Origin of the sequence: Kitasatospora sp. NPDC058063, from assembly GCF_042885395.1 — a bacterium.
GTDB classification, from domain to species: domain Bacteria; phylum Actinomycetota; class Actinomycetes; order Streptomycetales; family Streptomycetaceae; genus Kitasatospora; species Kitasatospora lactacystinica.
In genome coordinates this window covers 156,050-171,659 of sequence record NZ_JBHVSD010000020.1, presented here as the reverse complement: position 1 = coordinate 171,659, position 15,610 = coordinate 156,050, and the positions used below count along the sequence as shown (strand labels likewise).

Genomic DNA, 15,610 nt, shown 5'->3' with positions numbered 1-15,610 from the left:
GTGAGAAGTCGGCCGGTCCGACTTCTCACGCCGAACTACACCGAGCAGCCACACCCGAAGCCGGCCCCACTCACGCCCACCCCCCGCCGCGCCGCCCACACCCGCACGAGAAGTCGATCGGCCCGGATTCTCGCGCCAAGCCACACCAAGGCGCCGCACCCGAATCCGACCCCACTCACCCCCGCCACCCACCCCCGCACGAAAAGTCGGCCGGCCCGACTTCCCACTCCAAACCGTGCCGAGCAGCACTTCGCCCCCGCCGGTCAGAGCCACCCCCGCCGGGCTGCCTGCACCCCCGCCTGGAACCGGGTGGTGGCGCCCAGGTGCGCCAGCAGGGTCGACACCCGGCGCACCACGGTGCGCCGCCCCAGCCCCAGCCGGCGGGCGATGGCGTCGTCCGTGGCGCCTCCCGCCATCAACGTGAGGATCCGCCGGTCGCGTTCGTCGATCCGCAGGTCGACCTCGGCCATCGACGCGGGCACGGCCAGGCGCCACAGCGTCTCGAACACCGCCGTGAGCGCGTTCAGCAGCCCGGAGGGCCGGATCAGCAGTGACACCACCCCCGGCCCGTCGTCGGCGGGCAGGGTGACGATGGCCAGGTCGTCGTCGCCGATGGCGAGTTTGAGCGGCGGCTCGTCCAGGGTGCGGGCCTGCTCCCCCGCCTCGATCATCCGGGCCATGTTGGGCCCGACCACCGGGTCCTGGAACGCGCAGCCCTGGTAGATCACCCGGTAGTTGACGCCCGCGGCCATCCGGCGGCGCTGCAGCACCTCCTGGTCGAGGTAGTGGGCGGGGCTGCCGGAGTACGGCGGCACGTCGATGACCCGTAGCTGGTGGCGGGCCGCGAGTTGGAGGCGGCGGCTGGCGGCCAGTACCTCGGCGGGGTCCTCGACCACCTCCAGGGCGCCGTAGCTGCCGGTGTCGCGGCGGGCGAAGCGGTAGAGCCGTTCCAGTTCGGCGCCGGCCCGGCGGGCGGTGGCCTGGCGCAGCGCGTCGTGCTGCAGCACTGCTTCCACCACCCGGGCGGGTGGCAGCGCCTCCCAGGCGTGGTCGCGGTCGTCGGCGCTGTCGGTGGTGTCGAAGGCCACCGCGACGCCCTCGTCGGCGAGGTCGCGCAGGACGGCCAGGACGGCGTCCTCGTCCAGGCCGCTCTCGCGGGCGAGTTCGGGCACGCGGGCCCGTGGCCGGCCGACCAGGCCGTGGTAGACGCGGCCGCGTTCGGAGTCCGGTTCCAGCACGTCGTGCACGACGCCCCCCAGTCATCGCGTCCCGCCACTGTGTCATGTCCAGGGCAGATTCAGGGGAACCTACCCACCCCTGCGGCGCACATGCGCCAGTGGCCCAGGTGCGCCGCCGGGGGCCCTGGCGCCGGGGCGGGGCCACTGGCAAGAGTTGTCGGCGATCAGTCAGATCACCGAGGATCACCGAAGCTCGCCAAAGGTCGCTGAAGGTCGAGGACGCCCATGCCCCCTGCCCGGCTCCGGCGCGCCCGCGCGGCACTCGCCGCCCTGGCCGCCTGCCTGCTCCCGCTCGCCGCGACGCCCGCGGCCTCCGCCGCAGCGGCGCCCGCGGCGCCCGCAGCACCCGCGGCACCCGCCGTACGCGCCGAGGTCGCCGTACGGGCCGACACCGACGCGCCGCCGCCGCTGACCGACGGCTTCGGGCTGACCCAGGTCGGCGCCGCCACCGGCACCGCCACCAACTTCGTCATCACCGTCACCACGGCGAAGGTCGCCGGGCCGCACACCATCCGCATCCTGCTGCCCGCCGACTACGCGCAGCGGCCGGACAAGCGCTACCCGGTGCTGTACTTCCTGCACGGCGCCTCGGACAACCCGAGCGACCCGGCCCTGGCCTACCCCGCGCTGACCGCCGCCCAGTCGATGATCACCGTCATCCCGGACGGCGGCCTGCGCGGCTGGTACACCGACTGGCTCGACCAGAACACCGCCGCCGGCGCCCAGAACTGGGAGACCTTCCACCTCACCCAGGTCCTGCCGTTCGTCGACGCCAACCTGCGCACCCGCACCGACCGCGCCCACCGGGCCGTCGGCGGGCTGTCCATGGGCGGCTTCGGCGCCCTGCACTACGCCCAGGACCGCCCCGACCTGTTCGGCCAGGTCCTCACCATGTCCGGCGCCAACGACCTCTCCACCGACGAGATGATCATCCGCGGCGCCGTGGTCGCCACCCTCACCAACGCCGGCACCGTGCTCTGCGGCCCCAGCGACGGCCACCCCTGCGGCCTGGACTTCGGCCCCACCGTCTCCAGCGACGCGATCTTCGGCACCCCGTACCCGGTGTTCAACGCCGACTGGCGCTGGAACGCCGCCGACCCCGTCGCGCGCGCGGGCCTGCTGGAGCACACCGGCATCGCCGTCTACACCGGCAACGGCAACAACAACCCCGCCGACATGGAGTTCTGGGCCGAGGGCACCGCCAAGCGCCTCAAGCAGCGCCTGGACGCGCTCGGCCTGCCGTACCGCTACGTCGGCTACGGCGACGGCACCGGCTGGGGCGCCGACTGCCACGGCGGCCACACCGCGGGCTGCTGGGCGCAGGACCTCGCGGACTACGTCCCGCGCCTGGAGGCGGCCTTCGCCGCCGCGCCCTGAGCCCGGGCCCCGCACCTCTCCCCCGACGAAAGGAAACCCCTTGCCCACCACGACCCCCGGCCGTACGGCGCCCTGGCTGCGCCTGTTCGCGGCCCTCCTGGTGACCTGTTGCGCCGCCCTGGGCCTGACCGCCGCGCCCGCCCGCGCCGCCGCGGCCACCCCGGAGGCCGCGCCGGCCCCGCTCGCCGCCTGCGCCTCGCCGCAGCAGTGCCTGACCATCAAGTCGCTCAGCAACGGGCGCCAACTCGACGTCCAGAACGGCAACATGGGCGACGGCGCCTACATCGTCACCAACTCCGCCCCCGGCTACCACCAGTCCTGGCGGCTGAACGTCGACCCGTCCGACTCCTCCTTCACCATCGTCAACAACGACACCGGCAAGTGCATCGACCTGGCCTTCTTCACCCCGGCGCTGCGCCAGCAGAGCTGCGCCGGGCAGGCCAGCCAGCGCTGGTACTTCCAGCCCGCGGCGGCCGGCGGCGCGGACTCGTTCATGATCCGCCACGCCGGTGACAACACCTGCCTGGACCTGCTGCTCGGCGGCAACTACGACGACGCCTGGACCGACCAGTACAGCTGCAACGGCACCGTCAACCAGCAGTGGTCCACCGGCTTCGCCCAGGCCGCCCGCAACCTGGCCGTCGACCACGGCGCCAAGCAGTGCCAGAAGGACCCCTCCAGCTGCTCCTGGGCCACCAAGAGCGAGGCCCCGGCCGCGCCGCTGCCGCGCGCCTGCGCCTCCGCGGTCTGGTTCAACAACACCAGCAGCGCCGTCCAGCAGTCCTTCGCGGTCACCGACGACAGCGGCTGGTCCAACAGCATCGGCGCCGACATGGGCACCCAGATGTCCGCCGCCGCCCCCGGCAACGTCCTGACCGGGACGGTCAGCTCCACCCTGCACTACACCAACGAATGGCACGGGTCGCGGAGCGTCAACAACAGCGTGACCGTCACCGTCCCGACCCAGGAGTACGGCTGGGTGACGCTCGCCAAGGTCGCCCGCAAGGTCACCGGCACCTGGACCTTCGACGCCCACGGCATCCCGTGGACCGCCGAGGACACCATCACCGTCCCGCTCGCCTCCGACCCCACCGCCGGCGCCACCCTCTACATCGCCAACACCAGCGCGACGTTCAGCAGCTGCTCCTGACACCGCGCCCGCTCCACGGCCGCCGCCCGCGCACCGCGCCGGGCGGCGGCCCCGCGTTTCCGGCCGGTCGGCAGGGCCGTCCGGACGTGCGCCGCCGCGCAACCCGCCGTACAGTGCCCCGGCTCACCCCGCCCGCACGGCCGTGACCTGCGCATTCACCCGAAGCTGCGGGCGGACGGACCTCTGGCTAGCCTGGTCGTCGGGTGGGTGCGAAGCATCGCCGTGCCCACCGGGCCCCGGAGGCCCAGCGGCCGGTGCGAGCCACAGCGACCCACAGGGACCCACAGGGTTTCCGGCGTCATCCGCGGAAGAGCCCGCGCACCTCTCGGACCACCTCACAAGGGAAACCCCCATGAGAGTGACAACCATGTCTCCTGCCAGACGCATCGCGACCGCGGCCGTCACCGCCGTCCTGCTGGGCGCCACCCCAGGCCTGGCCACGGCCGCCACTCCGCAGGCCGCACTTCCCTCCCAGCTGACCGGCGAATGGCACCAGTTCAAGATCTACCCGCTCAACATCCCGGCCAGGAACCTGGACGTCGACAGCGCCGGCAGGGCCGTCGTGGCCGTCGTCGACCCCGAGAGCGCACGCCAGCAGTGGAGCCTGAGCAACATCGGCGGACTGCCGCTCATCGAGAACAGGGCGACGGGCACCTGCCTGACCGCGCCGGACGACACCCTGGACGCCGTCACCGTCCGGGCCTGCGACAGGAACAACCCGAACCAGCGGTGGGACGTGCACTACGTGACGGCCGGCCAGGTGGCGATCTCACCGAAGGCCCACCCCCGCCTCGCCCTCACCGGGGGCACCCAGGCCGGCAGCAACACAGCCCTCCTGCGGATCTACGCGGCGCAGGACAACCAGCAGTGGTCCATGCGGTCCGTGAAGTAGTGGCCCCCGGGCGACCCCCGCCCCCGGCAGGCCCTCCGACGCCCGCAGCACGCCCGTGACCTGCACGTTTCCTCGGAGCTGCGGACGGACCGACCTCTGGCTAGCCTGGTCGGGTGGGTACGGGGCATCTCCGTGCCCACCGGCCCACGGCCCCGTGACCCGCAGGGCTTCCGGCGCAATCCGCCGAGGAACCCGCACGCCTCTCGGACACCCCACAAGGGAAAACACATGAGAGTGACAACCATGTCTCCTGCGAAGCGCATCGCGACCGCAGCCATCACCGCCGTCCTGCTGGGCGGCACGCCCGGCCTGGCGACGGCAGCCACCGGAACGGCCGGATCCCAGGCCCCGCAGCAGACGACGCAGCCGTCCAAGCAGACCGACAACTGGAACCAGCTCCGGGTCTGGCCACGGGGCGACGACTCGGCCAGGAACCTGGAGGCCGGCCGCGGCGGCCGGGTCATCGTGGCCACCCCCGAGCGCAACAACGACCGCCAGCAGTGGAGCCTGAGCACCGTCGCCGGGAAGCAGCTCGTCAAGAACAAGGCGACGGGCACCTGCCTGACCGCGCCGAACGGCTCCCGCGGCTCCGTCACGCTCCGGCCCTGCGACCGGAACGACATAAACCAGCAGTGGACCGTACGGAACGTGGGGCAGGGCAAGGTCAGGATCTCCCCCGCCACCCACCCCGACCTCGCCCTCACCGCCGGCGTCCGGCTCGGCAGCGCCGTCGCCCTGCGGATGTACGACGGGGCGCGCTCCCAGCAGTGGAGCACTGTCCCCCCGGGATCCTGAGCCCCGGGCCGACCGCCTTCGGGAGGGCAGGCCTGACGGCCCCTCCCGCTCGGCGCTTGCTTCATCGTTCCGCGGTCTAGATTCTGGTCTCAGTTGTGCCTCTGGACATCTAAGCTGCCACGCTCTGCACAGTGAACCCCGCTGCCGGACCTGCTACGTCTGGGGAGAATGAAGGTGCTGATCGCACTCGGGGTCGCCGGGGTGCCAGATGTCCACGATCTGCTCGCCCGGGACGTCAGCCGTGCAGTGGAAGGTCACACCGCTTCTGTCCATGCCTCAGTGGATGCCGATGAAGTCGAAGAGCAGTTCACGGCCAGGCACACGGGCAGCAGAGTTGGTCACGTCAATAGCCGCGACGACTATGGACAGGCGACCGAGGCGGCGCACGTGGTCATAGTCAACGCTCTCCCACGCAGTCCCAAACTACTGGACTTCCCCCCAGTACGTCAGGAGCCCGACCAGCCAGGAGGCCCGAGGGGCTCCCGGAAGCTGATCCCTCGCTGTCCTACTCGGCGACGTGGCCAACCCGGTTGTTGAGGTCGCGCGCGGTGTCGAGGCGTGCGGGCACCTCGGCGGCGACTTCACCGATGCGGGCGGCAAGAAGGACCGGCCAGGTGTCGGGGTCGTCGATATCCACGAATTCGTGTGCGGTCACGCCTATAGGACTACCAGATCGGAAACGGCCGACGCGCACAACGTGATCAGCTCCAGCAGGCATGTGGTCTGGACCAATCTAGCCAGCACGACGTGCACACCGGCCCTCCGGCGGGGGCGCCACGACTCTCGTTTCACCCGCCGCCGGCAGATTCCTCGGGCCCGCTCTCGGCTAAGCGTCTACGCCCACAGTAGACCTTGACCTATCCGAACCTCATCAAATTCACATCGTCTCGAATATTTCAGCGGCCCTCGCAGTAATTTTCGGAACATTCTTCACGGAAGCTTGCCGCACAGACATCCGCTCTTGCTTGCCAATGATCCGTGCCCTACCCTCCGATAGATCCAGTGAGGCAACAGGGGGATCTGTGGCGACGGGTGCAGGCATTTCCGGAGATGGGCAAAATTCGCCTGGATATCGACCCTTTTTGATGCCAGAGCACGAGGAGCGGCGCCTTCAGGAGGATTACCGAAGGAAGGTCAAGGAGTTTGACCAACTAGAGGCCGATCTCCGCGGAGCCCGCACCTTCCAACGAATCTTCCTGCTGAGCATGCTTGGCGCCATTGCGTTGGCTTTCCTGCTGGGCTACACCGTGATCGTCGGCCTCTGGAATACACAGCCGCTGTTCGCCAGATATGCGGGACTGGCGATCGTCACCGCCCTGTGGGTCACGATGGGCCGACTCCTCTGGATCAACCGCGCGAAGATCGTCACCACGTCCGGCGAGCTGCGCAATGCGCTACAGGATCGCCAAACCGCCGCAGCCCAACTCCCACTGGACTCCCCATCCGGCCTGCGGATCTACCGCGAGGCTTCGCTGGAGATCGTCGATCAGTACAGGAAGGGCGCCAACAGGAACCGTCGAGTTCACAATTTCTTCCAAGTGATCATCATCACCGGGTCAATTGTGACGTCATCCCTCACCGCCATGAATGACGGAAGCAGTGCCGCACTGAGATTCGGAGCCGCCTTCCTCAGTGGCTTTGTGGGAATATCGGCAGGAGTAACAGGGTACTTCAAGTTCCGGGAACGCGGCTACAACCTGCAGTCGACTGCCGATGAGATCGAGAAACATTACAACGCTTCACAGTTCATGCTCGATGAATACGCTGGAAGCGACCCCAATAACGATCTCTCCGAGGGCGAGCGACTTCGGATGTTTGCTCGATTTGTCGAACGTCTTAAGGAAGAGCAGCGGAAACGAGAACTGCAGCTTGAGCAATCCAGCTCAGCGAGCGATGAGCATGCCAGCTGATGAGCACGGGAAACATAAGGAGACGGCAGGGCTTACGCTACGTGCTCGCGCCGATCCAACATTGGCGCGCCCGCCGGCTAATGGGGGCTCACGGCTCAATTTCGTACGCGGCTGCCTGGTCCCTGGTGGAACTGGCGCGGTCCCCTTCCGAACTCCCGTACGTCCACAGCGTCGCAGTTCGGATGGAGATGCTAGGTATGCCGACGCCAGGAGTCACTCTGGATTCTTGGGACACCCTGGACCCCACGGAGCAACGCCGCCGCCTCGCTTGGCTAGAGCACCATGGGGCAACCCCACTTGCCGCTATGGGCGTTACGCGCGAAGCTGTCGAACGGGCGAAACTGCACGTCGTGGAGTGGGGTCTGCCGGCCGGGCATCGAGCCATCGCGGTCACGGCCAGCCGGGACGTTTGGCCTGAGTAACGGGCGAGTGGCCGTGAGGGTAGTGACGAGTCGAGCGCTGACATGAGATGTTCCGCTGTTTCCGCTTCCGGCCCCCTGCCACGCGAGCCGCGTGATCGCGTGGCAGGGGGCCTTCGTCGTTCACATTCTCATCGGCAGTCTCAACCGCCCTCTTCGAGGAAGGTCGGATCGTCCCCTCGGCACCCTCGGCCACCTCCCAGGTCGCAGACACGGCGCCTGGAACGTGGAGACAGCCCGCGCCCTTGCTGAGCCGAGCGGCTCGGCCGCTATCGGTGGGGCGGTCACCCGCGACGCGTCTCCTTGCGGGCCACATCGGCGGGGCGTCACTTGCGCGGAGATGTCCTCGATAAGGTGCAACAAGAGCCCAGAGCCAGCAGGATGCGGAGCTGCGGCAGCGGGAGTACCGGGGATCGGTGTACCCAAAAACACGAGTGCACCGAACTCCCCTCCCCGCGGCTACCAGTGAGGCGCTGCAGGAAGGATACGCATCCGCAGCAGGCCGTCGTCACCACCGGTTGCATACAGTCGGCTGTCGGGAGAGAAAGCCGCGGCTCTCACCACTCCTTCGTGGCCTTCCAACGGTTCACCGACCGGCTGCCACGTCCTGGTATCCCACAGCCTGACTATGTCGGTTGGCGTCTCTTTCTGCTTCTGGCCGCGGACTCCGGTGACTGCGGCAAGGAGTTGCCCGTCCGGGGAAAAAGACAAGGTCTGCACATGCTCCTGCTGGCACGTGAGAGGTTCGTGGATCATCCGCCGCGAGTCCACGTCCCAGAGCTGGATGTCGCACCCGGCCGTGGCCAGGAGCCGGCCGTCAGGAGAGAACGCGGTGGCTGTGACACGGTCGGCATGGCCGCGCAGTACCCCGTCGATCTTGGTCTGGGTGGGTAGATCCCACAGCTGGACAACGCCGTTCGCATGCCCGGTTGCCAGGAGTCCGTCGGTAGAGAGTGCAGGTTCGGCCGTGAGAGAGCTCGAGAAGGGCTTGCCTATCCTGCTCGGATGTTCGGCATCGGCCAGATCCCACAAACGGATCGTTCTGCCAACGGTGATGAGAAACCGGCCGTCACCGGAAAAGCGCACCAGGGACACGCCAGCATCGTGGCCGTCAAGAGGCTCGGCAACTGACATCCGGCCGGCCACATCCCACAGGCGCACCGTCCCATCGCGACTACCCGTCGCAAGCAGAGCGCCCTCCGGCGAGAAAGCGACAGTGAGGACCAGGTCCGTATGCCCAAAGAGGGGCCTACCCAACTTGTGTTGTCCCACGGTGTCCCACAGTTGGGCCGTCTTCGATCCGTGGCCGGTTGCAATCCGCAAGCCGTCCGGTGAGAAGGCCACCGCCCATACTCCGCCCGTGGCCTCTTCCATGGGAAGCAACTGCACATACTCACCGCGCCGTATCGCTGCAAGCAGGACCTGCTCGGCTAGGCCGCCTGAGGCGGCTGGGACCTCCCGCCCAGCAGTGGCTGATTCTTTACTGACCTTCTCGTCTCCCTGTAGCTGCTTCAGACATTGCCACCGCTCGCGCCACTCAGCCAGATCCGGATGCTGGATCGTCGCAACCTTGCCACTCTGGAAGGTCAGGAGGACCCGTACCAGGAGCATGTAGTAGTCCAACCTGGGCAAGTTGCCCCCACGCAGCGCGCTGCTGACCCCTGACTCGGACAGGTTCCCTCGCCGAGCCCGCTCAACGATCTGCCTCAGCGTGGGCTCTCCGCCCTGCGTCCTCAATCTGCGCAATTCTGCGGCCGCCGCGCCCAGTTCCCTTTGGAACCGGCTCTCGCCAGCTCGTACGCCGCCCTTGACCATCTGGCTCACCGCCCCTTCTCGCCCGAAGCCCAACGTTAGAAGGGGTCCAGTGCAGATTTCCGGTGATCGCCGGATCTCTGCGCAGAACAGAGCAGAACCTTGCAGATCAGGCTCTCCTCTGTTTCCTGCGGATGCTTCCGCTCCGTGGGGGCCAGCCCAGTTGCCCCAGCGAACATGTTCTGCGGCCACAACAACCGCCTCAGCCACTGCTGAGACTCAGCTCATGGAGGAAGCCATGCCGGTCACCGACGCAGCCGCACCATCCAGCCCAGGCCTCAAGAGGCAGCGCCGAAGTAACCAGCGCACGCGCCGCGCACGAAGGCTTCTTCATGAGGCCGCGCTGTGTTTCCTCCGAGGAGCAGCAACCGCAGCAGGAACTGCTGCGATGACGTATTGCACCATCTGGATCAGGACCCACCTCTGATTTTCAGTCACGACCTGCGCCGACGTAGGGCGCCAGCCGCGACAAGTGGAGCATGCCCAGGCCACCAAACCGATCGCCAGTGGAGGTCCCGCCAAGGCGGAGTCGGCATGGTGCGAGTCGAGCTTCCAGGCTGGTGTGGCGAGTACCGGAGGCACCTCAGCCCGGGTACACGCAGCTGGAAACCCCACCCGGCGAGCGGATGGTGGTCGACCTTGCATACACGGCGACGGAGTCAAGCAACTGCGGCCACCGGATCGGCCGTGGGCCCGGTGGTCTCATTCGTTGCCGTCCGTTGAGGTGCAGCCCAGCCGCCCGGAGGGCCGCGATCACAGTATGGTCGGGGCTCGCTGTCATCTACCGTTCTCCGTCGGCGCAGCCACTATGTCTCGGAGGGATCCCCGAGGGAGCGTCCGGCGTTGTCGATGAGCTCCTTGTACGTGATGACCTCAACACGGTTCACGTGCGTGTTGAACGTCCGAAGCGCTTCGTTGATCTCACGCTCCGGTACGCTTGGCTGGACGGCAGGATGGCCGATCAAAACGATGGCGCTTGCTCGACGTGTCTCGATGCCGAAGTCTTCGAAGATCTGTTGACGGTTCTCGTCCAACCCAACAAGGTAGTTGACCGCTTGGCCGACGGCATCGTGCACCTCAGCAGTAGGCACCCAGGCTCCGTGATGTCGCTTCACTAGAGGACCCTTCATGCTCATGGCCCGCTTCAACTCGACGATGTGAAGGCTTCCATCGCCGCGGATCAGAGGAATGTCGACCTCGTCACCGGACACCAACCTGCGCTGGGCCGCTTCCCCAACGAAACGACCACCAAAGATCCAGTACTGCCCTTCCAGCGCCCGTTGTAGGTCCAGCTCCGTGGCTGTGCTGTCCTCCGCCACTCTGCGCAGACTGGCCAGACGGGCCGATCGCTGCTGAAGCTGGGCTGCCCGGAGGATCATCTGGCCATCTGGATCAGCGGCTAGGAGAGCCCATGCCTCTGGTGACGCAGCAATCCGCCGAGCAGCTTCCACCGGGTCTTCGATATCGATCCGTTCCTGGAGCACACGTTCTAGCCACACCATCTGCTCCGCCCGGCCGCGGAGGAGCGAGTAGCGCCCTGGCCGGCCCTCCGGTGCTACGAGATACCGCGCGTCATGGCTGAGTGAGTTGATATGGGCCAGCAGATCATCCACATCTGCGTCGGGGTGTTGGTCCAGGAACTCGCGCCCCGCCTCAGCGACGTACTTGAAGTTAATCTCAAGCGTGCCCGCCACAAACCGCCGCAGCCGCTGGTTGCGTATGCCGTCTTGAAAGAGTCGGTATCTCTCGTCGAACTCCGGCTGCAGGATCCGTTCCTCGGCGTAATCGAGGGAGTCCTGCAGCATCCGCACAACCTCCCACTCACCAACCGAGGCTGCGCGTCCGCGCGCCTCTGCCAAGAGTTGTACGAGCGCCTTCCCGCCTCTGCGGTGGCCACCGCGTCCAGTTCTCATGTGCTGGAGCACAGAGGCGACCGCCCGCTTCACCTCGTCGTTCGCCGCCTGCTCGTGAACGTACTTGAGCTGCAGGTCCAGTGAGAAATCTGATCTGACACCCATAGGCTGAAGTATGACCGGCAGGTATGACAGTGCCTCGCGAGTCGACCCAGCATCGTGGGACATCCTCATGCTGTCGCATTTGAGGAGGTTCGTGGTCTCAGTTTTGCTCTCGTTCATCCTCGTCCGCCCGGGTTCGACCGCGCCCATCGGTTTGCTCCTCCGCTGGTCAGGACCGGTGTGAACCCCGGTGGATACCGTTCGTGAGACTTGGAAAGCGTGTTGGGGCGACCCCTCACGAGGTCGAACCTCGTATCCTCCGCCTTCGCGAAGGCCCGGGCCTTCGTCGTCCCGTGGTTGCGGCCGGATTCGAGCGGGCACCGGCTCCAGCCGTCTGCGTGGGTGGTGCCGGAGCCCGGAGAGGGTGCGGTCAGGCGCACGGAGAGGGTGCGGTCAGGCGCCCTGTCCCAGCAGCAGGCCGCCGAGTGCGGTGCGCCGGTGCAGGACTGCCTTGCCAGCGCGCTCGGCGGAGATCAGGCCGGCGCCGCGCAGGGCCGTGGTGTGGGCGGAGACCGTGGCGGCGCTGAGGTGGAGGTGGCGGGAGAGCTCGCTCGTGGTGCGCTCCTCGTCCAGGAGGTGCAGCAGTTCGGTGCGGGTGTTCCCGATCACCGTGCCCAGCGTCCGCGGGCCGGCCGGGCCGCCGGGCCGCGGCAGGAAGAGGCCGGGCCGGCCGGGTAGGTGACCGCGGCGGGACGGCTGGGGAGATCGGACAGCAGCGGCCCGCCGGACCGGTGGCAGGTCGGCAGGAGGAGGAGCCCGCGCCCGTCGAGGTGGACGTCCCTGGGCGGGCCCGGGAGCTCCCAGGCGCTGCCGTGCAGGCGGGCTCCGGGCAGCACCGAGCCGACGCCTTCGGCGAGTTGGACCGACCGGCGCACGAACTCGGCGCGGTGCAGGTCCTGCACCTGCTCCCAGAACGTGGGGCAGGGCAAGGTCAGGATCTCCCCCGCCACCCACCCCGACCTCGCCCTCACCGGCGGCGTCCGGCTCGGCAGCGCCGTCGCCCTGCGGATGTACGACGGGGCGCGCTCCCAGCAGTGGAGCACGGTCCCGCCGGGGTCCTGAGCCCCGGCCGACCGCCGGCCCCCTGACGGGCCGGCCGGAGCCGCGGTCCGCGAACGGTCCCCCGTCGAACCGGTTCTGACCTGCCGTCAGATCTCCTGGCCGCCGCCGCCCAGGCGGGTCAGCGCCTCGCGCGCCGCCAGGCGGCCGGCGGTGCGGAAGGAGTGCTCGCGGGAGTCGACCAGGTGCACCACGGTGTGGTGCAGCACCAGTGCCAACGCCACCGGGGTGCCGGACAGTTGCTCGGACAGCTCGGCGCGCACGCCCTCGGCCAGGGCGGCGTGGAAGCGCTCCAGGTCCCCGGGCTCCGGGTCGCCCCGGACCGTCGCGTCCGGGGCGGACTCGACGCGCAGGCCCTCCTCCCAGGGCTCGAAGTCCACGGTGACGATCGCGACGTCGCCCGGGCAGCTCGTCTGGTGGACGTAGCGGGCCCGTACGCCGCGGACCGGGCGGGGCGGGAAAGCCTGCTGCTCGGCGGTCACCGGGTCAGGAGTGCTCGATCTCGACGGAGGTGATCACCACGTCCTCGACCGGGCGGTCGGCCTCGGTGGGGGTGGCGGCGATGGCGTCGACCACGGCCCTGGAGGCGGCGTCGGCGACCTGGCCGAAGATGGTGTGCTTGCGGTTGAGGTGGGCGGGGGTGCCCACCGTGATGAAGAACTGCGAGCCGTTGGTGCCCGGGCCGGCGTTGGCCATCGCGAGCAGGTACGGCTTGGTGAAGAACAGCTCCGGGTGGAACTCGTCCGCGAAGGAGTAGCCCGGGCCGCCGGCGCCGGTGCCGGTCGGGTCGCCGCCCTGGATCATGAAGCCCGCGATCACCCGGTGGAAGAGCGTGCCGTCGTAGTACGGGCCCTGGCCCGGCCCGCCGGTGCGCGGGTCGGTGTACTCCCGGGTGCCCTCGGCGAGTTCGGCGAAGTTGCGGACCGTCTTCGGCGCGTGGAACGGGAACAGCTCCAGGCGGATCGGGCCCGCCGTGGTGTGCAGGGTGGCGAACCGGGCAGTGGCCACTGGGTGACTCCTCGGGTACGGCTGACGGGTGGGGCCCGTCCGGCCCGGTGCGGTGACCTGGGCCGTTCGGCTACCGCATCCTGGCACAGCCTCCGCCCGCACGGCCGAACCGGGTGGGACGATCCGGACGTCAGACGTAACAGGACGTCGAGCGAAAAGCGGGTGGTCGCGATGGTCGGTGCGGTTCTGGTGGGAGTGCTGGTCCTGGTCGTCGCGGGGTGCGGCTGCGTGGTGTGGGCCGACCGCGGCGGGCCGCCCTGGACCCGGGTGGTCGCGACCCTCACCCTCGGCGCCGGGAAGGCGGTGCGCAGCTACCAGCGCCGGCGGCCCCACCGCGTGGGGAACGGCGGCGGGGACAGCGGCGGGGACGGCGGGGACGGCGGCTGAGCCGCCGAGCCGGGAGCGGGCGGAACGCACCGCGTCCCCGGCCGCCGGGGTGACGGCGGGCGGGGACGCGCGGGGAGGCGGGCGCCCGGGGTGTCGGCTTCCGGGGTGTCAGCTCTCGGTGGAGCGGCGGCGGGCGGCCACGACCATCGCCGCGCCCGCGGCGAGGGCCGCGGCGGCGCCGCCGGCCTCCCAGCCGAGCCCGTCGCTGCCGGTGGCGGCGAGCGTGCCGGAGCCGGTGGTGCCGGTGCTGCCGGTGCCCGTGCGGGTGCCGGCCGTGGTGCCGGTGGTGCCGCCGGTGCCGGTGGTGCCGCCGCCGGTGGTGGTCTGGGTGAGGCCGGCGGGCTGGACGGTCTGCGGCTGCTGCCCGGAACCGTCGGTGCCCGTACCCGTGCCGGTGCCGTTGCCCGTACCCGTGCCGGGCTTGGCCGCCGCGGCCTCGTCCTCGGCCCTGGCCTTGGCCCAGCCCTCCTTGAGGAAGGCCAGGATGTCCGCGTAGCTGCCCTCGGAGGCGGCCAGGGCGGCCTTCTTCACCGCGGGGCCGCCGGTCTCGATGATCTGGGAGACCTTCACCCGGTTGTCGCTCTCGCGCAGGACGGGCAGCTCGACGGTCAGGAAGCGCCGCACGGCCTCGGCGTTGCCGTCCATGGCCTTCTGGGCGGCCGCGGCCGTGGCCGGGCCGGTCTCCTTGTCGGCGATGATGCGCAGCACCTCGACCCGGTCGTCCTCGAACTGGGCCTTGGCGAAACCCTCGTTGAGGAAGGCCTCGACGGCCTCGTCGGTGCCGGCGTCCAGCGCCTTGCCGGCGGCCTCTCGCACGGCCGTGCCGCCCTGGCTCATGAGCTGGCTGAGCTTGACCCGGTTGTCGTCGGCGCGCAGCCTGCGCAGCTTGGTGGTCAGGAAGTCGCGCAGCTCGGCGGCGCCGCCCTTGAGGGCCTTCTCGGCGCCCTCGCGCACGCCGCGGCCGGTCTTGGGGTCGGCGAGGAGGGCCTCGACCTTGGCGCGGTCCTCGTCCTCGGCGCGGGCGACGTACTGGCCGGTCTTCAGGAACTCGGCGATGGCATCGTCGCCGCTGTTGAGGGCTGCCCTGGCGGCGGCCTTCACGGCCGGGCCGCCGGTGCTGTAGATCTGGGCGGTCCTGACCCGGTCGTCGGTCTTGCGCTGCTCGTCGAGCTCGACCTCCAGGAAGTGGCGCAGCTCGGCGGCGCCGCCCTTGAGGGCCTTCTCGGCGGCCTCGCGCACGCCGAAGCCGCTCGCCGGGTCGGCAAGGATGCGCTGGACCTCGGCGCGGTCGCGCTGCTCCTGTCCGCTGCCGGCCCCGGGGGTGCCGTCCTCGGGGGCGGTGTCCTTGACGGAGTCCGAGCCGGTGTCGGGACCGGAGAGGCCGATCGGCTTCGGGGCGTCGGAGGCGGAGGCCGTGGACGGGAAGAGGACAGCGGGGGCCAGGACCGCGGCGGCGACGACTGCGGACACCCGGGGCAGCTTCATCGAGAGCAAACCTGCTTCGTGTGAAGGGATCATGAACGACCCACAGCATAGATCCACTTTTAC

16 protein-coding genes are annotated in these 15,610 nt (G+C 69.4%); 7 read left to right on the top strand and 9 right to left on the bottom strand.

Going from position 1 to position 15,610, the window contains the following annotated elements; all coding sequences use genetic code 11:
* Window positions 1–263: 263 nt before the first annotated feature.
* Window positions 264–1,247, bottom strand: coding sequence for a hypothetical protein (locus tag ACFVUY_RS30325; protein ID WP_387692520.1), 984 nt, complete (start codon window positions 1,245–1,247; stop codon window positions 264–266).
* 216 nt (window positions 1,248–1,463) lie between these two features.
* Here ACFVUY_RS30325 and ACFVUY_RS30320 point away from each other — a divergent pair, with 216 nt between their 5' ends.
* The 4 genes from ACFVUY_RS30320 (at window position 1,464) to ACFVUY_RS30305 (ending at window position 5,452) form a co-directional block, all read left to right on the top strand.
* Window positions 1,464–2,615, top strand: coding sequence for an alpha/beta hydrolase (locus ACFVUY_RS30320; protein ID WP_387692522.1), 1,152 nt, complete (start codon window positions 1,464–1,466; stop codon window positions 2,613–2,615).
* Window positions 2,616–2,655: 40 nt separating this feature from the next.
* Complete coding sequence (locus ACFVUY_RS30315; protein WP_387692524.1) at window positions 2,656–3,765, top strand: RICIN domain-containing protein; 1,110 nt, start codon at window positions 2,656–2,658, stop codon at window positions 3,763–3,765.
* A gap of 367 nt (window positions 3,766–4,132) precedes the next feature.
* On the top strand, window positions 4,133–4,657 hold the full coding sequence (locus tag ACFVUY_RS30310; protein ID WP_387735280.1) for an RICIN domain-containing protein: 525 nt from the start codon (window positions 4,133–4,135) through the stop codon (window positions 4,655–4,657).
* 243 nt (window positions 4,658–4,900) lie between these two features.
* Window positions 4,901–5,452, top strand: a complete 552-nt coding sequence (locus ACFVUY_RS30305) for an RICIN domain-containing protein (RefSeq protein WP_387735278.1) — start codon at window positions 4,901–4,903, stop codon at window positions 5,450–5,452.
* 505 nt (window positions 5,453–5,957) lie between these two features.
* Here the strand turns inward: ACFVUY_RS30305 and ACFVUY_RS30300 are convergent.
* Window positions 5,958–6,107 (bottom strand): hypothetical protein, encoded by a 150-nt coding sequence (locus tag ACFVUY_RS30300; protein WP_387735276.1) that lies wholly within the window; start codon window positions 6,105–6,107, stop codon window positions 5,958–5,960.
* A gap of 430 nt (window positions 6,108–6,537) precedes the next feature.
* Between ACFVUY_RS30300 and ACFVUY_RS30295 the strand changes: the two genes are divergently transcribed.
* On the top strand, window positions 6,538–7,362 hold the full coding sequence (locus ACFVUY_RS30295; RefSeq protein WP_387735275.1) for a DUF4231 domain-containing protein: 825 nt from the start codon (window positions 6,538–6,540) through the stop codon (window positions 7,360–7,362).
* Window positions 7,363–8,240: 878 nt separating this feature from the next.
* Here the strand turns inward: ACFVUY_RS30295 and ACFVUY_RS30290 are convergent.
* The 4 genes from ACFVUY_RS30290 to ACFVUY_RS30275 all read right to left on the bottom strand — a co-directional run bounded on the left by ACFVUY_RS30290 (window position 8,241) and on the right by ACFVUY_RS30275 (window position 12,537).
* Window positions 8,241–9,404, bottom strand: a complete 1,164-nt coding sequence (locus ACFVUY_RS30290; protein ID WP_387735272.1) for a WD40 repeat domain-containing protein — start codon at window positions 9,402–9,404, stop codon at window positions 8,241–8,243.
* A gap of 995 nt (window positions 9,405–10,399) precedes the next feature.
* The gene (locus ACFVUY_RS30285) at window positions 10,400–11,758 is read right to left on the bottom strand and encodes a Shedu anti-phage system protein SduA domain-containing protein (protein WP_387735270.1); all 1,359 of its coding nucleotides are present in this window, start codon (window positions 11,756–11,758) and stop codon (window positions 10,400–10,402) included.
* A 243-nt stretch (window positions 11,759–12,001) separates the two neighbouring features.
* Entirely contained in the window at window positions 12,002–12,217 is a 216-nt protein-coding gene (locus ACFVUY_RS30280; RefSeq protein ID WP_387735268.1) for an ArsR/SmtB family transcription factor, read from the bottom strand.
* On the bottom strand, window positions 12,214–12,537 hold the full coding sequence (locus ACFVUY_RS30275; protein WP_387735265.1) for a hypothetical protein: 324 nt from the start codon (window positions 12,535–12,537) through the stop codon (window positions 12,214–12,216). Before ACFVUY_RS30275 ends, ACFVUY_RS30280 begins: the two co-directional genes overlap by 4 nt.
* On the opposite strand from ACFVUY_RS30275, the gene ACFVUY_RS30270 reads away from it, so the two are divergent.
* Entirely contained in the window at window positions 12,524–12,670 is a 147-nt protein-coding gene (locus tag ACFVUY_RS30270; protein ID WP_387735263.1) for a hypothetical protein, read from the top strand. The two genes, ACFVUY_RS30275 and ACFVUY_RS30270, sit on opposite strands and share 14 nt — an antisense overlap.
* Before the next feature lie 86 nt (window positions 12,671–12,756).
* On the opposite strand, the gene ACFVUY_RS30265 is transcribed toward ACFVUY_RS30270, so the two are convergent.
* Window positions 12,757–13,149, bottom strand: coding sequence for a hypothetical protein (locus ACFVUY_RS30265; protein WP_387735260.1), 393 nt, complete (start codon window positions 13,147–13,149; stop codon window positions 12,757–12,759).
* A 4-nt stretch (window positions 13,150–13,153) separates the two neighbouring features.
* Complete coding sequence (locus ACFVUY_RS30260; RefSeq protein ID WP_387735257.1) at window positions 13,154–13,675, bottom strand: peptidylprolyl isomerase; 522 nt, start codon at window positions 13,673–13,675, stop codon at window positions 13,154–13,156.
* 171 nt (window positions 13,676–13,846) lie between these two features.
* Here ACFVUY_RS30260 and ACFVUY_RS30255 point away from each other — a divergent pair, with 171 nt between their 5' ends.
* Window positions 13,847–14,062 (top strand): hypothetical protein, encoded by a 216-nt coding sequence (locus ACFVUY_RS30255; RefSeq protein WP_387735254.1) that lies wholly within the window; start codon window positions 13,847–13,849, stop codon window positions 14,060–14,062.
* Window positions 14,063–14,170: 108 nt separating this feature from the next.
* Here ACFVUY_RS30255 and ACFVUY_RS30250 read toward each other — a convergent pair whose 3' ends face one another.
* Window positions 14,171–15,532 carry an ALF repeat-containing protein gene (locus ACFVUY_RS30250; RefSeq protein WP_387735252.1) on the bottom strand — a complete coding sequence of 454 codons (1,362 nt, stop codon included), beginning with the start codon at window positions 15,530–15,532 and terminating at the stop codon, window positions 14,171–14,173.
* Window positions 15,533–15,610 lie beyond the last annotated feature (78 nt).

Coding starts and splice junctions, on each gene's coding strand:
- ACFVUY_RS30320 (WP_387692522.1), top strand. CDS start 1,464: ATGCCCCCTGCCCGGCTCCGGCGCGCCCGCGCGGCACTCGCCGCCCTG.
- ACFVUY_RS30310 (WP_387735280.1), top strand. CDS start 4,133: ATGTCTCCTGCCAGACGCATCGCGACCGCGGCCGTCACCGCCGTCCTG.
- ACFVUY_RS30305 (WP_387735278.1), top strand. CDS start 4,901: ATGTCTCCTGCGAAGCGCATCGCGACCGCAGCCATCACCGCCGTCCTG.
- ACFVUY_RS30295 (WP_387735275.1), top strand. CDS start 6,538: ATGCCAGAGCACGAGGAGCGGCGCCTTCAGGAGGATTACCGAAGGAAG.
- ACFVUY_RS30285 (WP_387735270.1), bottom strand. CDS start 11,758: ATGGGCGCGGTCGAACCCGGGCGGACGAGGATGAACGAGAGCAAAACT.
- ACFVUY_RS30255 (WP_387735254.1), top strand. CDS start 13,847: ATGGTCGGTGCGGTTCTGGTGGGAGTGCTGGTCCTGGTCGTCGCGGGG.